The organism is Streptomyces longhuiensis (assembly GCF_020616555.1).
GTDB lineage: Bacteria > Actinomycetota > Actinomycetes > Streptomycetales > Streptomycetaceae > Streptomyces > Streptomyces longhuiensis.
Map to the genome: position 1 here is coordinate 3,821,989 of NZ_CP085173.1, position 19,355 is coordinate 3,841,343.

Here is a 19,355-nt window from a genome sequence, read left to right on the forward strand (position 1 = left end):
TGCATGGTGTGCGGTCACGCAGCGCGGGGTGCACGGCGCGAGGCCTCAGCGGGCCTCGGCAGCGACGAAGTCACGCGGGACCTCGCCGGTACTGTGCCGGTCCGGGGGACGCCCCCCGGACCTCCGGCCGAGGATCAGCGAGCCTCGACGGGGACGAAGTCACGCAGGACCTCGCCGGTGTAGATCTGGCGCGGGCGGCCGATGCGCGATCCCGGCTCCTTGATCATCTCGTGCCACTGGGCGATCCAGCCCGGCAGGCGGCCGAGGGCGAACAGGACCGTGAACATCTCGGTCGGGAAGCCCATGGCCCGGTAGATGAGGCCCGTGTAGAAGTCGACGTTCGGGTAGAGGTTGCGCGAGACGAAGTACTCGTCGGAGAGCGCGTGCTCCTCCAGCTTGAGCGCGATGTCGAGCAGCTCGTCGGACTTGCCGAGGGCCGAGAGGACATCGTGCGCCGCGGCCTTGATGATCTTGGCGCGCGGGTCGAAGGACTTGTACACCCGGTGGCCGAAGCCCATCAGGCGGACGCCGTCCTCCTTGTTCTTCACCTTGCGGATGAAGGAGTCGACATCGCCGCCGTTGGCCTGGATGCCCTCGAGCATCTCCAGGACGGACTGGTTGGCGCCGCCGTGCAGCGGGCCCCACAGGGCGGAGATACCGGCGGAGATCGAGGCGAACATGTTCGCCTGCGAGGAGCCGACCAGACGCACGGTGGACGTCGAACAGTTCTGCTCGTGGTCCGCGTGCAGGATGAGCAGCTTGTCGAGCGCGGAGACGACGACCGGGTCGAGGTCGTACTCCTGCGCCGGCACGGAGAACGTCATGCGCAGGAAGTTCTCGACGTAGCCGAGGTCGTTGCGCGGGTAGACGAACGGGTGGCCGATCGACTTCTTGTACGCGTACGCCGCGATGGTCGGCAGCTTGGCGAGCAGCCGGATCGTCGACAGGTGGCGCTGCTGCTCGTCGAACGGGTTGTGGCTGTCCTGGTAGAACGTCGACAGCGCGCTGACCACGGAGGACAGCATGGCCATCGGGTGGGCGTCACGCGGGAAGCCGTCGAAGAAGCGCTTGACGTCCTCGTGGAGCAGCGTGTGCCCGGTGATCTCGTTCTTGAAAGTGGAGAGCTCGTCGACGGTCGGAAGCTCGCCGTTGATCAGCAGGTAGGCCACCTCGGTGAAGGTGGAACGCTCGGCCAGCTGCTCGATCGGGTAGCCGCGGTACCGGAGGATGCCCTGCTCACCGTCGAGATAGGTGATCGCGGATTTATAGGCGGCGGTGTTGCCGTATCCGCTGTCGAGGGTCACCAGACCGGTCTGGGCCCGGAGCTTCCCGATGTCGAAGCCCTTGTCACCGACGGTGCTGTCGATCACCGGGTAGGTGTACTCGCCATCGCCGTACCGCAGTACTACAGAGTTGTCGCTCACGTCATCCCTCACCGACGTAGTGCCTCTTCTTCGAGGTGCCCTGACTGTTCTCTACCATCCCCCACTTGGCCCAGCAGAGTGCACTCGGGGTCGACCATTGGGCCTATTCGCGGCACTGAGTGCCGCGAACCTGCTCATCCTGCCCCCTTCGCCCCTCTTGCGGAAAGCCCGTGTGACGTTTCCGACTCATTTGATCGATCGAAAGTTACCAAACCGAAGGATGTGCCCCCGGAGAGCCGGAATCGGAGTGCCGTACAACGCCTTCCCGCGGAGACCGTGCGCACCGCCTGACCGAGCGCCTTGCGTGAACCGACGAGCACCACCAGCTTCTTGGCCCGCGTGACCGCCGTATAGAGAAGGTTCCTCTGCAGCATCATCCAGGCACCGGTCGTGACCGGGATCACGACGCACGGATACTCACTTCCCTGGGAGCGGTGGATCGTCACGGCGTACGCGTGAGCCAGCTCGTCCAGCTCATCGAATTCGTATACGACTTCCTCGTCCTCGTCGGTGAGTACGGTCAGCCGCTGCTCGTCCACGTCGAGGGAGGTGACGACGCCGACGGTGCCGTTGAACACGCCGTTCTCCCCCTTCTCGTAGTTGTTCCTGATCTGGGTGACTTTGTCGCCCACGCGGAAGACCCGGCCGCCGAAGCGCTTCTCGGGGAGGTCGGGGCGGGCGGGCGTGACGGCTTGCTGGAGCAGGCCGTTGAGGGTGCCGGCGCCGGCCGGGCCGCGGTGCATCGGGGCGAGAACCTGGACGTCGCGCCGCGGGTCGAGGCCGAACTTGGCGGGGATGCGGCGGGCGGCGACATCGACGGTGAGTCGGCCCGCCTCCTCCGTGTCCTCCTCCACGAACAGGAAGAAGTCCTTGAGGCCCTGGGTGAGCGGATGCTGACCCCCGTTGATGCGGTGCGCGTTCGTGACGACGCCGGACTCCTGCGCCTGGCGGAAGATGCGGGTGAGGCGGACCGCGGGGACCGGGCCGCCCTCGCCGAGCAGGTCCCGCAGCACCTCGCCGGCGCCGACGCTCGGCAGCTGGTCGACGTCGCCCACGAAGAGCAGATGGGCGCCCGGCGGCACGGCCTTGGCCAGCTTGTTGGCCAGCAGGAGGTCGAGCATCGACGCCTCGTCGACCACGACGAGGTCGGCGTCGAGCGGCCGGTCCCGGTCGTAGGCCGCGTCACCGCCCGGCTTGAGTTCGAGCAGGCGGTGGACCGTGGACGCCTCGGCGCCGGTCAGCTCGGCCAGGCGCTTGGCGGCGCGGCCCGTGGGGGCGGCGAGGACCACCTTCGCCCGCTTGGCGCGGGCCAGTTCGACGATCGAGCGGACCGTGAAGGACTTGCCGCAGCCGGGCCCTCCGGTGAGGACGGCGACCTTCTTCGTCAGCGCGAGCTTCACCGCCTCCTCCTGCTCGGGCGCGAGCTCGGCCCCCGTGCGCCCCGCGAGCCAAGTCAGGGCCTTGTCCCACGCGACGTCCCGGAACGCCGGCATCCGGTCCTCGTCCGTGCGCAGGAGGCGCAACAGCTGGGCGGACAGGGACAGTTCGGCGCGGTGGAAGGGGACGAGATAGACCGCCGTCACCAGCTCCTCCCCGCCGTCCGGTCCCGGCACCCGCTCCCGTACGACACCCTCCTCCTCGCCCGCGAGTTCGCCCAGGCACTCGATGACCAGGCCCGTGTCGACCTGGAGGAGCTTGACCGCGTCGGAGATCAGCTGTTCCTCCGGCAGGAAGCAGTGGCCCTGGTCGGTGGACTGCGAAAGGGCGTACTGCAGGCCCGCCTTGACGCGCTCGGGGCTGTCGTGCGGGATGCCCACGGACTGCGCGATGCGGTCGGCGGTGAGGAAGCCGATGCCCCAGACGTCGGACGCGAGCCGGTAGGGCTGGTTCTTGACCACGGAGATCGACGCGTCGCCGTACTTCTTGTAGATACGCACCGCGATCGACGTGGACACCTCCACGCTCTGGAGGAAGACCATCACTTCCTTGATGGCCTTCTGCTCCTCCCAGGCGTCGGCGATCTTCTTCGTGCGCTTGGGGCCGAGGCCCGGCACCTCGATCAGACGGCCCGGCTCCTGCTCGATGATGTCGAGGGTGTCCAGGCCGAAGTGACGGGTGATCCGGTCGGCGAAGACCGGGCCGATGCCCTTGACCAGGCCGGATCCGAGATAGCGGCGGATGCCCTGGATGGTGGCGGGCAGGACCGTCGTGTAGTTCTCCACGGTGAACTGCTTGCCGTACTGCGGGTGGGAGCCCCAGCGGCCCTCCATGCGCAGCGACTCGCCGGCCTGCGCGCCGAGCAGCGCGCCGACGACGGTGAGCAGGTCACCGCCGCCGCGGCCGGCGTCGACGCGGGCGACCGTGTACCCACTCTCCTCGTTGGCGTACGTGATCCGCTCGAGGACCCCCTCGAGCACCGCCATCCCCGGGTTCGGCATGAGGCGACCGTACCGGTGGGGTCGGACACCCGGGGAGCGGTGCCCGGGTTACGGACTACAGGCCGCCCATGGGTTCGATGTCCACCTTGACGGGCGTGCCCCAGACCCGCACCACCTCGTAGTCCGTGAACGCGTGGACCAGGCGGTACGCCGAGGCCGCGCGGGGCTCCCTGCGCTGGGCCGCGAGATAGTGCTCGGCCTCCCTGCGGTCGTGCCGCGGGGTGCCGCACAGCTGCCACACCTGTCCGTTCCACTTCTCGGGGAGCCAGCGCTGCTGGGGCTGCGGGCGGTCCTCCCGGACGCCGTACCGCGACATCGCCGGGGCGTCCGCGCTCTCGCCCTGCCGGGGTCGCGTGGGATACGTGCCGTTGATCTCGGAGCGGCGGGCGACGCGGCGGCGGGTCTCGCAGAGCAGGCACAGGTCCTGAGCGTTCTCGTCGACCGGGCCCGTCGGGTGCTCCGGGCAGCGCGTGGTGGGCGGGTCGCCCGTGACGGAGTCCTCGATGAGGTCGAGCGCGCGCTTCACGTCCGCGCGCATCTCGTGCAGCTTGCTGTCGGGTGTGTCGGTGCTGAGGCCCTCGCCGTGCTCGCCGAGGAGGCGCAGCGCCCGGCCGAGCGCGGTGAGCTGTGCGTGATTCACGGGCGTGTGCCCCTTCCGTGCGGGTTCCGTGGCTGACTCCGCCAGCGTCTCACGCACCGCCGACACGGCCGTCCGGCACCGGTCCATGAGGGCCGCGTACATCACGATCCGGTCTCGACAAGCGGAACGGGGGTTGCCAACAGCCCGTGTAATCGATTCCAATCCTTCGTGTAATCGATTCCACGAGGTGTCGGACCAGGTTTCGGATCCGTTCCGGACCAAGCAGCCACAAGGAGGTGGTCCTGCGATGGCGAGCATCAAGGACGTCGCCGCGGCAGCGGGTGTCTCCGTCGCCACGGTCTCGCGGGTGCTGAACAGCCACCCGTCCGTGAGCCCGGACGCGCGCGCCCGCGTGCTCGGCGCGGTCGACTCGCTCGGCTACCGCCCGAACGCCGTGGCGCGCTCCCTGCGCACCGCCCAGACCCGCACGCTCGGCCTGGTCATCAGCGACGTGCTCAACCCGTACTTCACCGAGCTGGCCCGCTCCGTCGAGGAGGAGGCGCGCGCGCTGGGCTACAGCGTGATCATCGGGAACGCCGACGAACAGCCCGACATCCAGGACCACCACGTACGCACCCTCGTCGACCGGCGCATCGACGGCCTCCTGGTCTCCCCCACCGACGGCGGCTCGCCGCTGATGCTGGAAGCCGCGCGCGCCGGTACCCCGATGGTCTTCGTCGACCGCTGGATCCCGGGCGTGGACGTGCCGGTGGTCCGCTCCGACGGGCGCGCCGCCGTGCGCGACCTCGTGGCCCATCTGCACGCCCTCGGCCACCGCCGCCTCGCCATCATCGCGGGGCCCGCCGCCACCACGACCGGCAGCGAGCGCGTCGAGGCGTTCCGCGAGGCGCTCGCCGCGTACGGGATCGCGCTGCCGGACGCCTACATAGGGCAGGGCGACTTCCAGGCGGACAGCGGCCGGCGCGCGACGGAGCGCTTCCTCGCCCTGTCCGAGCCGCCCGAGGTCGTGTTCGCCGCCGACAACCTGATGGCGCTCGGCGCGCTCGACGCGATCAGGGCCGCCGGGCTGCGCGTCCCGTACGACATCGGGCTCGCGGCCTTCGACGACATCCCCTGGTTCGTGCACACCGACCCGCCGGTCACGGCGATCGCCCAGCCGACCAAGGACCTCGGCCGGGCCGCCGTACGGGCCCTGATCGACCGCATCGAGGGCAGGCCCCCGCAGTCGGTGACGCTGCCGGCGCGCCTGGTCGTCCGCCGGTCCTGCGGCGAGACGGAGAGCCCGGCCCCCGCAGACACCCCCACCGCCACGACCTCAACGAGGAGGAACCCGTGAGCAACCCGGAAGAGCGGCAGGCCCAGGAGCCGGCCGGGCCGCCCGACGAGCTGCTGCGCATCGAGGGGATACGCAAGACGTTCCCCGGCGTCGTCGCGCTCGACAGCGTCGACTTCGATCTGCGCCGCGGCGAGGTGCACGTGCTGCTCGGCGAGAACGGAGCGGGCAAGAGCACCCTCATCAAGATGCTCTCCGGCGCCTACCGGCCCGACGCGGGCCGGATCGTCGTCGACGGCCGGGAGGCCCGTATCCACGGGGCGCAGGACGCCGAGCGCCTCGGGATCGCCACCATCTACCAGGAGTTCAACCTCGTCCCCGATCTGACGGTCGCCGAGAACATCTTCCTGGGCCGCCAGCCGCGCCGCCTCGGGATGATCGACCGCAAGAAGATGGAGGCCGACGCCGAGGAGCTGCTGCGGCGCGTCGGCCTGACGGTGTCGCCCCGGACCCGGGTGCGCGAACTGGGCATCGCCCGGCTCCAGATGGTCGAGATCGCGAAGGCCCTGAGCCTGGACGCGCGCGTCCTGATCATGGACGAGCCGACGGCCGTGCTCACCTCGGAGGAGGTGGACAAGCTCTTCGGGATCGTGCGCGCGCTGCGCGAGGACGGTGTCGGCGTCGTCTTCATCACCCACCACCTGGAGGAGATCGCCGCGCTGGGCGACCGCGTCACGGTCATCCGCGACGGCAAGAGCGTCGGCCAGGTCCCCGCGTCGACCCCCGAGGCCGAGCTCGTACGGCTCATGGTGGGCCGCAGCATCGAGCAGCAGTACCCGCGCGAGCGGCCCGAACTCGACGCGACGGAGGCTCCGTTGCTGCGGGTCGAGGGGCTGACCCGTGACGGTGTCTTCCACGACGTGCACTTCGAGGTGCGGGCCGGCGAGGTCGTCGGCATCGCGGGCCTCGTGGGCGCGGGCCGTACCGAGGTCGTGCGTGCCGTCTTCGGCGCCGACCCGTACGACAAGGGCACCGTCGAGGTAGCGGGCGCGCGCCTGCCGCGGCACGACGTGAACGCGGCGATGGCCGCCGGCGTCGGGCTCGTGCCCGAGGACCGCAAGGGGCAGGGCCTCCTCCTGGACGCGTCCGTCGAGGAGAACCTGGGCCTGGTCACGCTGCGTTCGGCGACCCGCGCGGGCCTCGTGGACCGCAGGTCCCAGCGCGTCGCGGCCGCGCGCATGGCCGAGCAGCTCGGCGTGCGCATGGCCGGACTCGGCCAGCATGTGCGGACCCTGTCCGGCGGCAACCAGCAGAAGGTCGTCATCGGCAAGTGGCTGCTCGCCGACATCAAGGTCCTCATCCTCGACGAGCCGACGCGCGGCATCGACGTCGGCGCGAAGGTCGAGATCTACCAGCTCGTCAACGAACTCACCGCGGCCGGGCACGCCGTCCTGATGATCTCCAGCGATCTGCCGGAGGTCCTCGGGATGAGCGACCGGGTCCTCGTCATGGCGCAGGGCCGGATCGCGGGCGAACTCGCGGCCGGCGAGGCGACCCAGGACTCCGTGATGGCGCTCGCCGTCAGCACCGCCGCTTCCCCGGCAACCACCCCCGTACACAATGAAGTGGAGGGCTCCCGTGGCCACTGACACGCTCAAGAGCAGCACGGCCGGCGCGGGTGGCCTGCGCCGCGTCCTGCTCGACAACGGCGCGCTGAGCGCCCTGGTCGTCCTGGTGATAGCGATGTCGCTGCTGTCCGGCGACTTCCTGACCACGCAGAACCTGCTCAACGTCGGCGTGCAGGCCGCCGTGACCGCGATCCTCGCGTTCGGCGTCACCTTCGTCATCGTCTCGGCGGGTATCGACCTGTCGGTCGGCTCCGTGGCCGCTCTGTCGGCGACGGTCCTCGCGTGGGCCGCGACCAGCGAGGGCGTCCCGGTGTGGATCGCCGTGATCCTCGCCGTCGTCACCGGTGTCGCCTGTGGATTCGTCAACGGCGCGCTGATCTCGTACGGCAAGCTCCCGCCGTTCATCGCGACGCTCGCGATGCTGTCGGTGGGGCGTGGTCTGTCGCTCGTCATCTCGCAGGGCAGCCCGATCCCGTTCCCCCAGTCCGTCTCGCGGATCGGTGACACGCTCGGCGGCTGGCTGCCGGTGCCGGTGCTCGTGATGGTCGTCATGGGGCTGATCACGGCGCTGATCCTGGGCCGTACGTTCATCGGCCGGTCCATGTTCGCGATCGGCGGCAACGAAGAGGCGGCGCGCCTGTCGGGTCTGCGCGTCAAGCGGCAGAAGGTCGTCATCTACGCCCTGTCGGGCCTGTTCGCCGCCGTCGCGGGCATCGTCCTCGCCTCGCGTCTGACCTCCGCGCAGCCGCAGGCCGCGCAGGGCTACGAGCTGGACGCCATCGCCGCGGTCGTCATCGGCGGCGCCTCGCTGTCCGGCGGCGTCGGCAAGGCGTCGGGCACGTTCATCGGCGCGCTGATCCTCGCGGTGCTCAGGAACGGCCTCAACCTCCTGTCCGTGTCGGCGTTCTGGCAGCAGGTCGTCATCGGCGTCGTCATCGCGCTCGCCGTGCTCCTCGACACCGTGCGCCGCAAGGCGGGCGCGACCCCGACGGCCGCCGGCGCCACGTCCGGGCCGGGCGGCTTCAAGGGCAGACAGGCCGCCCAGTACGTGATCGCGGCCGTCGTCGCCGCGGCGATCATCGGCGGCATCTCCCTGTGGAACAAGGGCTCTTCGGGTACGTCGACCAAGCTCGGCCTGTCCGTCTCGACGCTGAACAACCCCTTCTTCGTGCAGATGAAGGCGGGCGCGCAGGCCGAGGCGAAGAAGGAGGGCGTCAAGCTCACGGTCACGGACGCCCAGAACGACGCTTCCCAGCAGGCCAACCAGCTCCAGAACTTCACCAGTGAGGGCATGAGCTCGGTCATCGTGAACCCCGTCGACTCCGACGCGGTCGGCCCGGCCGTGCGCGGCGCCAACAAGGCGGACATCCCCGTCGTCGCCGCCGACCGCGGCGTCAACAAGGCGAAGACGGCCACGCTCGTCGCCTCCGACAACGTCGCGGGCGGCCGGCAGGCGGCGAAGACGCTCGCCGACAAGCTCGGCGGCAGCGGAAAGATCGTGATCCTCCAGGGCACGGCCGGCACCTCCGCCAGCCGGGAGCGCGGGCAGGGCTTCGCCGAGGGCATCAAGGCGTACCCCGGCATCAAGGTCGTCGCCAAGCAGCCCGCGGACTTCGACCGCACCAAGGGCCTCGACGTCATGACCAACATGCTCCAGGCCAACGCGGGCGTCGACGGTGTCTTCGCCGAGAACGACGAGATGGCGCTCGGCGCGATCAAGGCGCTCGGCTCCAAGGCCGGCAAGTCCGTGGCCGTCGTCGGCTTCGACGGCACGCCGGACGGCCTCAAGGCCGTCGAGGCGGGCACGCTGTACGCGTCCGTCGCGCAGCAGCCGAAGGAGCTCGGCCGGATCGCCGTGCAGAACGCGGTCAGGGCGGCGAAGGACAAGAAGGTCGCGGAGATGGTGAAGGTGCCGGTGAAGGTCGTCACCTCGAAGAACGTCGCGAGCTTCAAGTAGCCCTCATGGGTTTCGAGTGACCGACCCGGGCGCCCGACCGGCCCGTCGAGAACGCCCGTCCAGAGAACGGAGAAAGTGACAGCGATGCACGACTACGACCTGTTGGTGGTGGGGTCGGCCAACGCCGACCTGGTGACCGTCGTCGAGCGCCGCCCGGGCGCCGGGGAGACGGTCCTCGGCTCGGACCTGGCCGTCCACCCGGGCGGCAAGGGCGCCAACCAGGCCGTCGCCGCCGCGCGCCTCGGGGCCCGTACGGCGCTGCTCGCGCGGGTCGGCGACGACGGGCACGGGCGGCTGCTGCTCGACTCGATGAGGTCGGCGGGCGTCGACCCGGTCGGCGTCCTCGTCGGCGGGGCGCCCACCGGGGTCGCCCTGATCACGGTGGACCCGTCCGGGGACAACAGCATCGTGGTGGCACCGGGTGCCAATGCCCGGCTCACCCCGCAGGACGTCAAGGCCGCCGGCGCGCTCTTCCAGGCCTCGCCGGTGGTGTCGACGCAGCTGGAGATCCCGCTCGACACGGTCGCCGAGGTCGTACGGGCCCTGGCGCCGGGCAGCCGGTTCGTCCTCAACCCGTCCCCGCCCGCTCCCCTGCCCGCCGAGGTCCTCGCGGCCTGCGACCCGCTCATCGTCAACGAGCACGAGGCGCGGGTCGTGCTCGGCGCGGACGTCACCGGTGAGCCCGAGGACTGGGCGCAGGCGCTGCTCGCCCTCGGGCCGCGCTCCGTCGTGATCACGCTGGGCGCCGAGGGCGCGCTGGTGGCCGACGGCACGGGGACGCGCCGTGTGCCGTCCGTCAAGGTCACGGCCGTGGACACGACCGGTGCGGGGGACGCCTTCACGGCGGCCCTGGCGTGGCGGCTCGGCGCGGGCGAGAGCCTCGCGGACGCGGCGGCCTTCGCGGCCCGCGTCGGCGCGGCGGCGGTCACGAAGGAGGGCGCCCAGGCGTCCTACCCGACGACGGCCGAGGTCGCGGCGCTGTGAGGAAGGCCGGAATACTCAACCGCCACCTGGCCGGCGCGCTCGCCGAGCTGGGCCATGGCGACGGCGTGCTCGTGTGCGACGCGGGCATGCCGATCCCGGCGGGGCCGCGGGTCGTGGACCTGGCGTTCCGGGCCGGTGTCCCGTCGTTCGCCGAGGTCGTCGACGGACTCCTGGACGAGCTGGTGGTGGAGGGCGGGACGGCCGCCACGGAGATCCGGGCCGCGAACCCCGAGGCCGCGGGGCTGCTCGCGCAGCGCCTTCCCGCGCTCGCCTTCGTCCCGCACGAGGACCTGAAGGAGCTTTCGCGGGGCGCGCGGCTCGTCGTCCGTACGGGAGAGGCGCGGCCGTACGCGAATGTGCTGCTGCGCTGCGGGGTCTTCTTCTGACCGGCTGTTGCGGACATGGTTTCGGGCCTGGCTCGTAGGCACGCAACTCGTAGGCACGCAAAAGGGGGCCCGGTCGGCGGACCGGACCCCCTGACGCTTCCCCTCCCCATCAGAACCCCCGCGATCCCCCCGGATCCCCCTCCAGAAGTCCTGATGCCACATACGACCCGCAAAGCGCGGAAAGGGTTGCACGGTCCGCCCGGAATCTTTTCGGGGTGCCGACACACTAGGGCAGACGTAGCGTTTCCGGCATGAGCGAAAACACCGGTTCTGCCGAACCCTCCCTGCAGAAGGACGTACTCGACGAGCTCGGCGACGACCGGCTCGGCGAGATCGCCGACCTGCTCGGTACGGACGCGGCGGGTGCGCAGGACGTCGTGGGCACCACCGTCTCCGAGCTCTCCGGAGGGCTCAGGGAGAAGGCCACGGCCGATCCCGCGCAGGCCGAGGAGGTCCGGCAGGCGCTCGCCGAGACACAGGAGCAGCAGCCCTTGCAGGGCGTGGCCACGTTCGGCGGGCTCGGCGGTCTGGCGGCCGGCGGGCTGATGTCCGGGATCCTCTCGAAGATGAGCCGCCCGGTCGCGAACGCGGTGGCCAGGAAGACGGGCCTGCCGCCCGCGACCGTCACGCGGGTCGTCGAACTCCTGATCCCGGTGCTGCTGACGGTCTTCACCAAGCGGGCCGGGGGCAAGAAGACGGGCGGCGGCCCGCTGTAGCCGCCGCCCTCAGCCGCTGCCCGAGAGCCGGCCGCTGACGGAAGGCCTCAGCAGGCGTGCCGCACGAAGCGGTCCGCCGTCTCCGCGAGCACCTCGCGCCCGTCGCGTGCCCACAGCCCGTCGTTGAAGAGCTCCACCTCGATGGGCCCCGCGTACCCGGCGTCCTCGACGAGGCCGCGCCACGCGCGCATGTCGATCGCGCCGTCACCGATCTGCCCCCGTCCGTTGAGAACGCCCTCGGGCAACGGTGTGGTCCAGTCGGCCAGTTGGAAGGCGTGCAGCCGCCCGCCCGCCCCGGCGCGCGCGATCTGCGCGGACGCCCGGTCGTCCCACCAGATGTGGTACGTGTCCACGCACACGCCGACCTGCTCGGCGGGGAAGCGCTCGGCCAGGTCGAGCGCCTGCGCCAGCGTCGACACGACGCAGCGGTCCGAGGCGAACATCGGGTGCAGCGGCTCGATGGCCAGCCGGACCCCACGCCCGGCGGCGTACGGGCCGAGCTCCGCGAGCGCGTCGGCGATCCGCTCCCGCGCGCCGTGCAGGTCCTTGCTGCCTTCGGGGAGGCCGCCGGAGACCAGGACGAGGGTGTCCGTGCCGAGGGCGGCGGCCTCGTCGACGGCCGCCCGGTTGTCGTCGAGGGCCCGCACGCGCGCCTGCGGGTCGATCGCGGTGAGGAAGCCGCCCCGGCACAGTGTGGTGACGGCGAGTCCCGCGTCCCGTACGAGCTTCGCCGCGGCCTCGACCCCGTACGCCTGCACGGGCTCGCGCCACAGGCCGACGCCCGGGACCTCCAACTCGGCGCAGGCCGCGACGAGTTCTTCGAGGCCGAGCTGTTTGACGGTCATCTGGTTGATGGAGAAGCGGTCGAGGGCGTGGCTCACTGGTCGACTCCGTACACGCTGAGCAGGGACTTCATCCGGGTCTCCGCAAGGGCGGGGTCCGGGAACAGGTCGAGGCCGTCGGCGAGTTCGTAGGCGCGCGCGAGGTGCGGGAGCGGGCGGGCGGACTGGAGGCCGCCGACCATCGTGAAGTGGGACTGGTGTCCCGCGAGCCAGGCGAGCAGGACGACGCCCGTCTTGTAGAAGCGGGTCGGCTTCTCGAAGAGGTGCCGGGACAACTCGACCGTCGGGTCGAGCAGTTCACGGAACTTGGCGGTGTCCCCCGTGTCGAGGACGCGCACCGCCTCGGCCGCGAGCGGGCCCAGCGGGTCGAAGATGCCGAGGAGCGCGTGACTGAAGCCCTGCTCGTCGCCCGCGATCAGCTCGGGGTAGTTGTAGTCGTCCCCGGTGTAGCAGCGCACGCCCCGCGGGAGGCGGCGGCGCAGCTCGACCTCGCGCCGGGCGTCCAGGAGCGAGACCTTGATGCCGTCGACCTTGTCGGGGTGCGCGGCGATCACGTCGAGGAACGTCTCGGTGGCGGCGTCGAGGTCCGGCGAACCCCAGTAGCCGTCCAGGGCGGGGTCGAACATCGGGCCGAGCCAGTGCAGGATGACGGGCTCGGACGCCTGGCGCAGCAGGTGCCCGTAGACGTCGAGGTAGTCCTCGGGTCCGGACGCCGCGGCCGCCAGGGCCCGCGAGGCCATGAGGATCGCCTGCGCGCCCGTCCCCTCCACGAGCGCGAGCTGTTCCTCGTAGGCCGCGCGGACCTCGGCGAGTGTGGCGGGCCCGGTCAGTTGGTCGGTGCCCACGCCGCACGCGACGGCGCCTCCGGCCGACCTGGCCTCGGCGGTCGAGCGCCGGATCAGCTCGGCCGCGCCCGCCCAGTCGAGGCCCATGCCGCGCTGGGCGGTGTCCATGGCCTCGGCGACGCCCAGGCCGTGCGCCCACAGATGACGGCGGAAGGCGAGCGTCGCGTCCCAGTCGACGGCGGCCGCGCCGGGCCCGGCGTCGGCGAGCGGGTCGGCGACGACGTGCGCCGCCGAGAAGACGGTCCGCGAGACGAGCGGCGCGCCCGTGGCGAAGGAGGCCGGCTCGGCGCGCGGGGAGTAGTCACGCAGCGAACCGCCGGGGCCGGGGAGTCGGATCGTCACAGCGAGATCTCCGGGACGTCCAGGCGGCGGCCCTCGGCCGACGACTTCAGGCCGAGCTCGGCGAGCTGCACCCCGCGGGCACCCGCGAACAGGTCCCAGCGGTAGGGAGCGTCGGCGTACACGTGCTTGAGGAACAGCTCCCACTGCGCCTTGAAGCCGTTGTCGAACTCCTGGTTGTCGGGGACCTCCTGCCACTGGTCGCGGAAGGAGTACGTGGCCGGCAGGTCCGGGTTCCATACAGGCTTCGGGGTCGAAGCGCGGTGCTGGACACGGCAGTTGCGCAGCCCGGCGACGGCGGAACCCTCGGTGCCGTCCACCTGGAACTCGACGAGCTCGTCCCGGTTGACCCGCACCGACCAGGAGGAGTTGATCTGCGCGACGGCGCCGCCGTCGAGCTCGAAGATGCCGTACGCCGAGTCGTCGGCCGTCGCGTCGTACGGCTTGCCGCCCTCGTCCCAGCGCTGCGGTATGTGCGTCGAGGCCAGCGCCTGCACGCTGGTCACCCGGCCGAACAGCTCGTGGAGCACGTACTCCCAGTGCGGGAACATGTCGACGACGATGCCGCCGCCGTCCTCCGACCGGTAGTTCCAGCTCGGCCGCTGCGCCTCCTGCCAGTCGCCCTCGAAAACCCAGTAGCCGAACTCGCCGCGCACGGACAGGATCCGCCCGAAGAAGCCGCCGTCGATGAGGCGCTTGAGCTTGAGCAGGCCCGGCAGGAACAGCTTGTCCTGGACGACGCCGTGCTTGATGCCCTTCGCCTTCGCCAGGCGGGCCAGTTCGAGCGCGCCGCCGAGGCTCGTCGCCGAGGGCTTCTCCGTGTAGAGGTGCTTTCCGGCGGCGATGGCCTTCTTGAGCGCCTCCTCGCGGGCGGAGGTGACCTGTGCGTCGAAGTAGATGTCGATCGTGTCGTCGGCGAGGACGGCGTCGAGGTCGGTGGAGACGTTCGCCGGGTCGAGGCCGTGCTGCTCGGCGAGCGCGAGCAGCGCGTGCTCACGGCGGCCGACGAGGACCGGCTCCGGCCACAGCACCGTGCCGTCGCCGAGGTCGAGGCCGCCCTGTTCGCGCAGGGCGAGGAGAGAGCGGACGAGGTGCTGGCGGTAGCCCATGCGCCCCGTCACCCCGTTCATGGCGATGCGCACCGTCTTGCGTGTCACGAGAGTCCCTTCGTACAGACGCCGATGAAGAACACGCTCGTCGTAGCAAGCGCTTTCTACACGTGAAGAAGCTAGCCTCTGCACAGCCGGTCGGACAAGACCGGGGGCTGATGAAACGGGATGCGAGGCCGGACGGGGGACCGGACGGCGACCGGAGGATGATGCGATGACCGTGACCCTGGCGGACGTGGCGGCCCGCGCCCAGGTCTCCCCCGCCACCGTGTCCCGCGTACTGAACGGCAACTACCCCGTGGCCGCGGCCACGCGCGAGCGGGTGCTGCGCGCGGTGGACGACCTCGACTACGTGCTGAACGGGCCGGCCAGCGCCCTGGCCGCCGCCACCTCCGACCTGGTCGGCATCCTCGTGAACGACATCGCCGACCCGTTCTTCGGGATCATGGCCGGGGCCGTGCAGTCCGAGATCGTGGGGCCCGGCGGACGCGCGGGCGGCGAGCGGCTCGCGGTCGTGTGCAACACCGGCGGGTCGCCCGAGCGCGAACTCACCTATCTGACGCTCCTGCAGCGCCAGCGGGCGGCGGCCGTCGTCCTCACGGGCGGCGCCGTCGAGGACCCCGAGCACGCCAAGGCGATCTCCGGGAAGCTGCGGCGCCTCGCGGACGCCGGGACCCGGGTCGTCCTGTGCGGGCGGCCGCCCGTGGCGGACGCGGACGCGGTGGCGCTCGCTTTCGACAACCGCGGCGGCGGCAAGGCCCTCACGGACCACCTGCTCGACCTCGGCCACCGCAGGATCGGCTACATCGCCGGCCCCGAGGAGCGGACGACGACCCGCCACCGCCTCGAAGGGCACCGTGCGGCGCTGGCGGAGCGGGGCGTGCCCGACGACACCGACTGGACCGTGCACGGCCCGTACGACCGCCGGTCCGGTTACGAGGCGACGGTCGAACTCCTGCGCCGCGCACCGTCGTTGACAGCCGTGGTCGCCGCGAACGACACAGTGGCGCTCGGCGCGTGCGCCGCGCTGCGGGAGGCGGGCCTGAGCATTCCGGGGGACGTCTCGGTGGCCGGCTTCGACGACCTGCCGTTCAGCGTGGACGCGGTACCGGCTCTCACGACGGTCCGACTGCCGCTGGCGGAGGCGGGGGCCCGCGCGGGCCGCATCGCCATGGGCCGCGAGGCGGCTCCCGCCGGAGGGATGGCCGTGGTGCAGGGGGAGTTGATGGTGCGGGGGTCTACCGGGGTGCCGTCGAAGGGGTAGGCCTCCGCGGGTGCGGGGTGCCGCGAAGGCCGTAGGCCTGCAGCGGGTGCGCAGGGCGCCGCGCTCGGTGCGGGCCGGTGAGCAGGGTGCGGCCCTCGGACACGAACCGGTCAGCAGGGCGCCACGCCCGGTACGGCCCGTTGAACAGGGTGCGGCCCTCGGACACGAACCGGTCAGCGGAGCACCACGCCCGGTGCGGGCCGGTGAGCAGGGTGCGGCCCTCGGACGCGAACCGGTCAGCGGAGCACCACGCCCGGTGCGGGCCGGTGAGCAGGGTGCGGCCCTCGGACGCGAACCCGTCAGCAGGGCACCGCGCCCGGGTGCGGGCCGGTGAGCGAGCGAGGCACGGACCTCGGACGCGAACCGGTGTGCGAGACACGGCCCTGGGGCGCGGGCCGGTTCACGCGGCATGGCCCTCGGTCGCAGGTGAGTGAGGCTCCGTCCTCGTCCCGGCCGCCGCGCTCGCGCCCGGGCGTGCCCTTGACCCTCGCTCGGGGCCAGGTAGCGTCCCCGCCATGAAACTGGCCTTCTCCACGCTCGGGGTTCCCGGGCTTCCCCTCGCCGATGTCGTCCGGCTCGCCGACGATCACGGGTATCACGGTGTCGAGCTGCGCGCCCACCCCGAGGAACCCGTCCACCCGGGGCTCGGACTCACCGAACGGGCCGACGCCGCCGCCGAGTTCAAGGCAGCCGGGGTCGAGATCCTCGGGCTCGCCGGATACGCGCGGGTGGCCGCTCCCGGCGAGGACGAACCCGTGATCGCGGAGATCAGGTCACTCCTCGAACTCGCCCGCGACGTCGGGGCGCCCTACGTACGCGTCTTCCCGGGCGGCGGAACGGAGCAGAGCCGCGCCGAGGCCGACGCCGCGGCCGCCCGGCGCCTGGGCACCGCCGCCGAGTACGCCGCGGACCTCGGCGTCCGCATCCTCCTGGAGACCCACGACTCGCACCGCACCGGAGCCGACGCGACGCGCGTGCTCGGCACGGTCGGGCACCGGCAGGTCGGCGCCCTGTGGGACGTCATGCACACCTGGCTCGGCGGCGAGCAGCCCGTCCAGTCGTACGCGGCGCTCTCCCCGCACCTGGGCTACGTACAGGTGAAGGACATCGCGGGCGCCGACGACACGACGCCGCTCGCCCTGGGCGCGGGCGTGCTGCCGCTCACCGAGGTCGTGGACGTGCTGGGCCGCGAGGGCTGGGACGGCTGGCTGTGCTGGGAGTACGAGAAGCGCTGGTACCCGGACGCCGCCCCGCTGCCCGGACTTCTGACGGCCGGACGCGAGCATCTCGCCCGGCTGCTCAACGAGTCGGCGTAGACGGCTGTCCGAAGACCTTCGCGAACGCCTCATGGAAGTCGGGGAACGTCTTCCGCACGCACCCGGGGTCGTCGAACGTGACGCCGCCCGGGATCCGCAGGCCCGTCACCGCGAAGGACATCGCGATGCGGTGATCCCCGTACGTGGTGATCTCCGCCGGGGCCGGGGTGCCCGGCTGGATCTCGATCCAGTCGGGTCCCGTCGCCACCGTCACCCCGAGCGCCCGCAGGTTCTGCGCGCAGGCGTCCAGGCGGTCGCACTCCTTGACGCGGGTGTTGTGGACGTCCTCGATGCGGACCGGGCCGCTCGCGTACGGCGCGATCGCGGCGAGGGTCGGCATCGTGTCGGAGATGTCCCGCATGTTGACGGTGATGCCCGACAGGCCCGCGGGGCCGGGGGCGGTGACCGTGGTGCGGTCCGCCGTCGTCGTCACCCCGGCGCCCATGCGCCGCAGTACGTCGACGAACGCCAGGTCACCCTGGAGCGCGTCCTTCCCGAGCCCTTCGACGGTGACCTCGCCGCCGGTGACGACCGCCGCCGCGAAGAAATAGCTCGCGGTCGAGGCGTCGGGTTCGATCGCGTAGGTGGTGGCGCGGTAGCCGCCGGGCGCGACCGTGAACACACTGCCGTCGCGGCGGACCTCGGCCCCGAAGCTGCGCATCATCGCGAGGGTGATCCCGATGTACGGCGCCGAGACCAGGTCGGTGACCGTGATGCGCAGGCCGGCCTCGGTCAGCGGGCCGAGCAGCAGGAGCGCGGTGAGGTACTGGGAGGACTGACCCGCGTCGAGGGTGACGTCGCCGCCCCGGACCCCGCCCGCCGTGACCGTGAGCGGATGATGCCCCTCGGCCTCCTCGTGACGGAGGTCCACGCCCAGGTCGCGCAGGGCCCTGGTGAGCGGCGCGAGGGGGCGGCGGCGCATCTGGGGAGAGGCGTCGAAGCGGTACGTGCCGTGCGCGGCGGCCGCGGTGAGCGTGGGCAGGAAGCGGGAGGTGGTCGCGCCGTCCCGGCAGTACACGTCGGCGTCCGCGGCGGCGGGGCCCGCCGGGCGGCCCTCGATGTGCCAGGCGTCCGCGCCGCGTTCGACGCCGTAGCCGAGCCGGAGCAGTCCTTCGGCGAAGCCCTCGGTGTCGTCGGAGCTGAGGGGGCGTACGAGGGTGGTGGTGCCCTGCGCGGCCGCGGCGAGGAACAGGGCCCTCGCCGTCACGGACTTGGAACCGGGGATCTCAACGACTGGCATGCGCTTCATGGTCCTCGACGGGCAGCGCGGGCGCCGGAGTGTCCACACGGTGGACGGCCCGGTCCCGGGGAGCGGGCGCGAGTGATGAGAGGGCGACACCGCCGACGAGCAGCGCGGCGGCGCACCAGCGCAGGGGGCTGACGCTCTCGCCGAGGAAGAGCGCGGCGGACGACATCCCGAACACCGGGACGAGCAGCGTGAACGGGGCGACCGACGAGGCGGGGTGGCTGCGCAGCAGGAAGCTCCAGGCGCCGAAGCCGAAGAGCGTGGTGACCCAGGCGACGAACGCGACGATGCCGGCGCCGGTCCAGTCGAGCGACGCGAGCGCCTGTGTGTCGCGGTCCCAGCCCTCGAAGGCGAGGGAGAGCGCGAGCAGCGGCAGGACGGGGACGGCGGACGCCCACACCATGAAGGTGAAGGGGGCGGACGGCGCCGCCTTGCGGGTGAGGACGTTCGAGACGCCCCAGCCGACGGCGGCCACGACGACGAGCGTGAAGCCGAGCAGGGGGCCGCTCGTGCCCTCGTCAACGGCGGCGACGCCGATCCCGGCGAGCGCGACGACCATGCCCGCCAGGCGGATCCGGCCGGGCCGTTCGCCGAGCGCGACGAAGGCGAACAGGGCGGTGAACACGGCCTGGATCTGCAGGACGAGGGAGGAGAGCCCGGCGGGCATCCCTTGGTTCATGCCGACGAAGAGCAGGCCGAACTTCATGACGCCGAGCGCCAGTCCGACACCGACGACCCATCGCCAAGTTCTCCACTTCGATCGAGCAGGGGAGGACCCGCCCCACGCCACCTTGGGCCGCCCCACGAAGAACACGGCGGGCGCTGCCGCGACGAGGAAGCGCAGGGCCGAGAAGAGCAGCGGCGGGAAGTGGTCGAGACCGACCTCGATGACGACGAAGTTGACGCCCCAGATGGCGGTGACGAGGACGGCGAGCGCGATGTGGGACGGGCGCATGGGGAGCGTAGGAGCCATGCGTCGAGGATCAC

16 protein-coding genes are annotated in these 19,355 nt (G+C 71.7%); 8 read left to right on the forward strand and 8 right to left on the reverse strand.

The genetic code is table 11. From position 1 onward, the window contains the following. Positions 1–134 precede the first annotated feature (134 nt). From LGI35_RS17680 to LGI35_RS17690, 3 genes are all read right to left on the reverse strand, one after another. Complete coding sequence (locus tag LGI35_RS17680) at positions 135–1,424, reverse strand: citrate synthase (protein ID WP_116512889.1); 1,290 nt, start codon at positions 1,422–1,424, stop codon at positions 135–137. Between the two features lie 134 nt (positions 1,425–1,558). Next, on the reverse strand, positions 1,559–3,862 hold the full coding sequence (gene recD2 / locus LGI35_RS17685) for an SF1B family DNA helicase RecD2 (protein ID WP_227294771.1): 2,304 nt from the start codon (positions 3,860–3,862) through the stop codon (positions 1,559–1,561). A 55-nt stretch (positions 3,863–3,917) separates the two neighbouring features. Next, a complete protein-coding gene (locus LGI35_RS17690; RefSeq protein WP_227294772.1) occupies positions 3,918–4,502 on the reverse strand; it encodes a hypothetical protein in 585 nt (194 codons plus the stop codon). 247 nt (positions 4,503–4,749) lie between these two features. Here LGI35_RS17690 and LGI35_RS17695 point away from each other — a divergent pair, with 247 nt between their 5' ends. The 6 genes from LGI35_RS17695 (at position 4,750) to LGI35_RS17720 (ending at position 11,407) form a co-directional block, all read left to right on the forward strand. Further along, on the forward strand, positions 4,750–5,799 hold the full coding sequence (locus LGI35_RS17695; protein WP_227294773.1) for a LacI family DNA-binding transcriptional regulator: 1,050 nt from the start codon (positions 4,750–4,752) through the stop codon (positions 5,797–5,799). Beyond that, complete coding sequence (locus LGI35_RS17700) at positions 5,796–7,385, forward strand: sugar ABC transporter ATP-binding protein (RefSeq protein ID WP_227294774.1); 1,590 nt, start codon at positions 5,796–5,798, stop codon at positions 7,383–7,385. Before LGI35_RS17695 ends, LGI35_RS17700 begins: the two co-directional genes overlap by 4 nt. Then, entirely contained in the window at positions 7,375–9,321 is a 1,947-nt protein-coding gene (locus tag LGI35_RS17705) for an ABC transporter permease/substrate-binding protein (protein ID WP_227294775.1), read from the forward strand. Before LGI35_RS17700 ends, LGI35_RS17705 begins: the two co-directional genes overlap by 11 nt. A gap of 84 nt (positions 9,322–9,405) precedes the next feature. Continuing rightward, on the forward strand, positions 9,406–10,305 hold the full coding sequence (locus LGI35_RS17710; RefSeq protein ID WP_227294776.1) for a ribokinase: 900 nt from the start codon (positions 9,406–9,408) through the stop codon (positions 10,303–10,305). Then, positions 10,302–10,691: a D-ribose pyranase gene (gene rbsD / locus LGI35_RS17715; RefSeq protein ID WP_227294777.1), complete on the forward strand. Its 390-nt coding sequence runs from the start codon at positions 10,302–10,304 to the stop codon at positions 10,689–10,691. The genes LGI35_RS17710 and rbsD overlap by 4 nt, the downstream gene beginning before the upstream one ends. Positions 10,692–10,942: 251 nt before the next feature. Beyond that, a complete protein-coding gene (locus LGI35_RS17720) occupies positions 10,943–11,407 on the forward strand; it encodes a DUF937 domain-containing protein (protein WP_227294778.1) in 465 nt (154 codons plus the stop codon). 47 nt (positions 11,408–11,454) lie between these two features. On the opposite strand, the gene LGI35_RS17725 is transcribed toward LGI35_RS17720, so the two are convergent. The 3 genes from LGI35_RS17725 to LGI35_RS17735 are packed head-to-tail and all read right to left on the reverse strand — an operon-like array spanning position 11,455 to position 14,590. After that, a complete protein-coding gene (locus LGI35_RS17725; RefSeq protein ID WP_227300346.1) occupies positions 11,455–12,252 on the reverse strand; it encodes a sugar phosphate isomerase/epimerase family protein in 798 nt (265 codons plus the stop codon). Positions 12,253–12,284: 32 nt separating this feature from the next. Beyond that, positions 12,285–13,436 carry a dihydrodipicolinate synthase family protein gene (locus tag LGI35_RS17730; protein WP_227294779.1) on the reverse strand — a complete coding sequence of 384 codons (1,152 nt, stop codon included), beginning with the start codon at positions 13,434–13,436 and terminating at the stop codon, positions 12,285–12,287. Beyond that, positions 13,433–14,590 (reverse strand): Gfo/Idh/MocA family protein, encoded by a 1,158-nt coding sequence (locus LGI35_RS17735; protein WP_227294780.1) that lies wholly within the window; start codon positions 14,588–14,590, stop codon positions 13,433–13,435. Before LGI35_RS17735 ends, LGI35_RS17730 begins: the two co-directional genes overlap by 4 nt. A gap of 166 nt (positions 14,591–14,756) precedes the next feature. Between LGI35_RS17735 and LGI35_RS17740 the strand changes: the two genes are divergently transcribed. After that, complete coding sequence (locus tag LGI35_RS17740; RefSeq protein WP_227294781.1) at positions 14,757–15,806, forward strand: LacI family DNA-binding transcriptional regulator; 1,050 nt, start codon at positions 14,757–14,759, stop codon at positions 15,804–15,806. A gap of 515 nt (positions 15,807–16,321) precedes the next feature. Further along, the gene (locus LGI35_RS17745) at positions 16,322–17,122 is read left to right on the forward strand and encodes a sugar phosphate isomerase/epimerase family protein (RefSeq protein ID WP_227294782.1); all 801 of its coding nucleotides are present in this window, start codon (positions 16,322–16,324) and stop codon (positions 17,120–17,122) included. Here the strand turns inward: LGI35_RS17745 and aroA are convergent. Together aroA and LGI35_RS17755 are read right to left on the reverse strand one after the other, a co-directional pair. Next, entirely contained in the window at positions 17,106–18,362 is a 1,257-nt protein-coding gene (gene aroA / locus LGI35_RS17750; RefSeq protein WP_227294783.1) for a 3-phosphoshikimate 1-carboxyvinyltransferase, read from the reverse strand. The genes LGI35_RS17745 and aroA overlap by 17 nt on opposite strands. Beyond that, a complete protein-coding gene (locus tag LGI35_RS17755) occupies positions 18,349–19,323 on the reverse strand; it encodes an EamA family transporter (RefSeq protein WP_227300348.1) in 975 nt (324 codons plus the stop codon). Before LGI35_RS17755 ends, aroA begins: the two co-directional genes overlap by 14 nt. Positions 19,324–19,355: the final 32 nt, after the last annotated feature.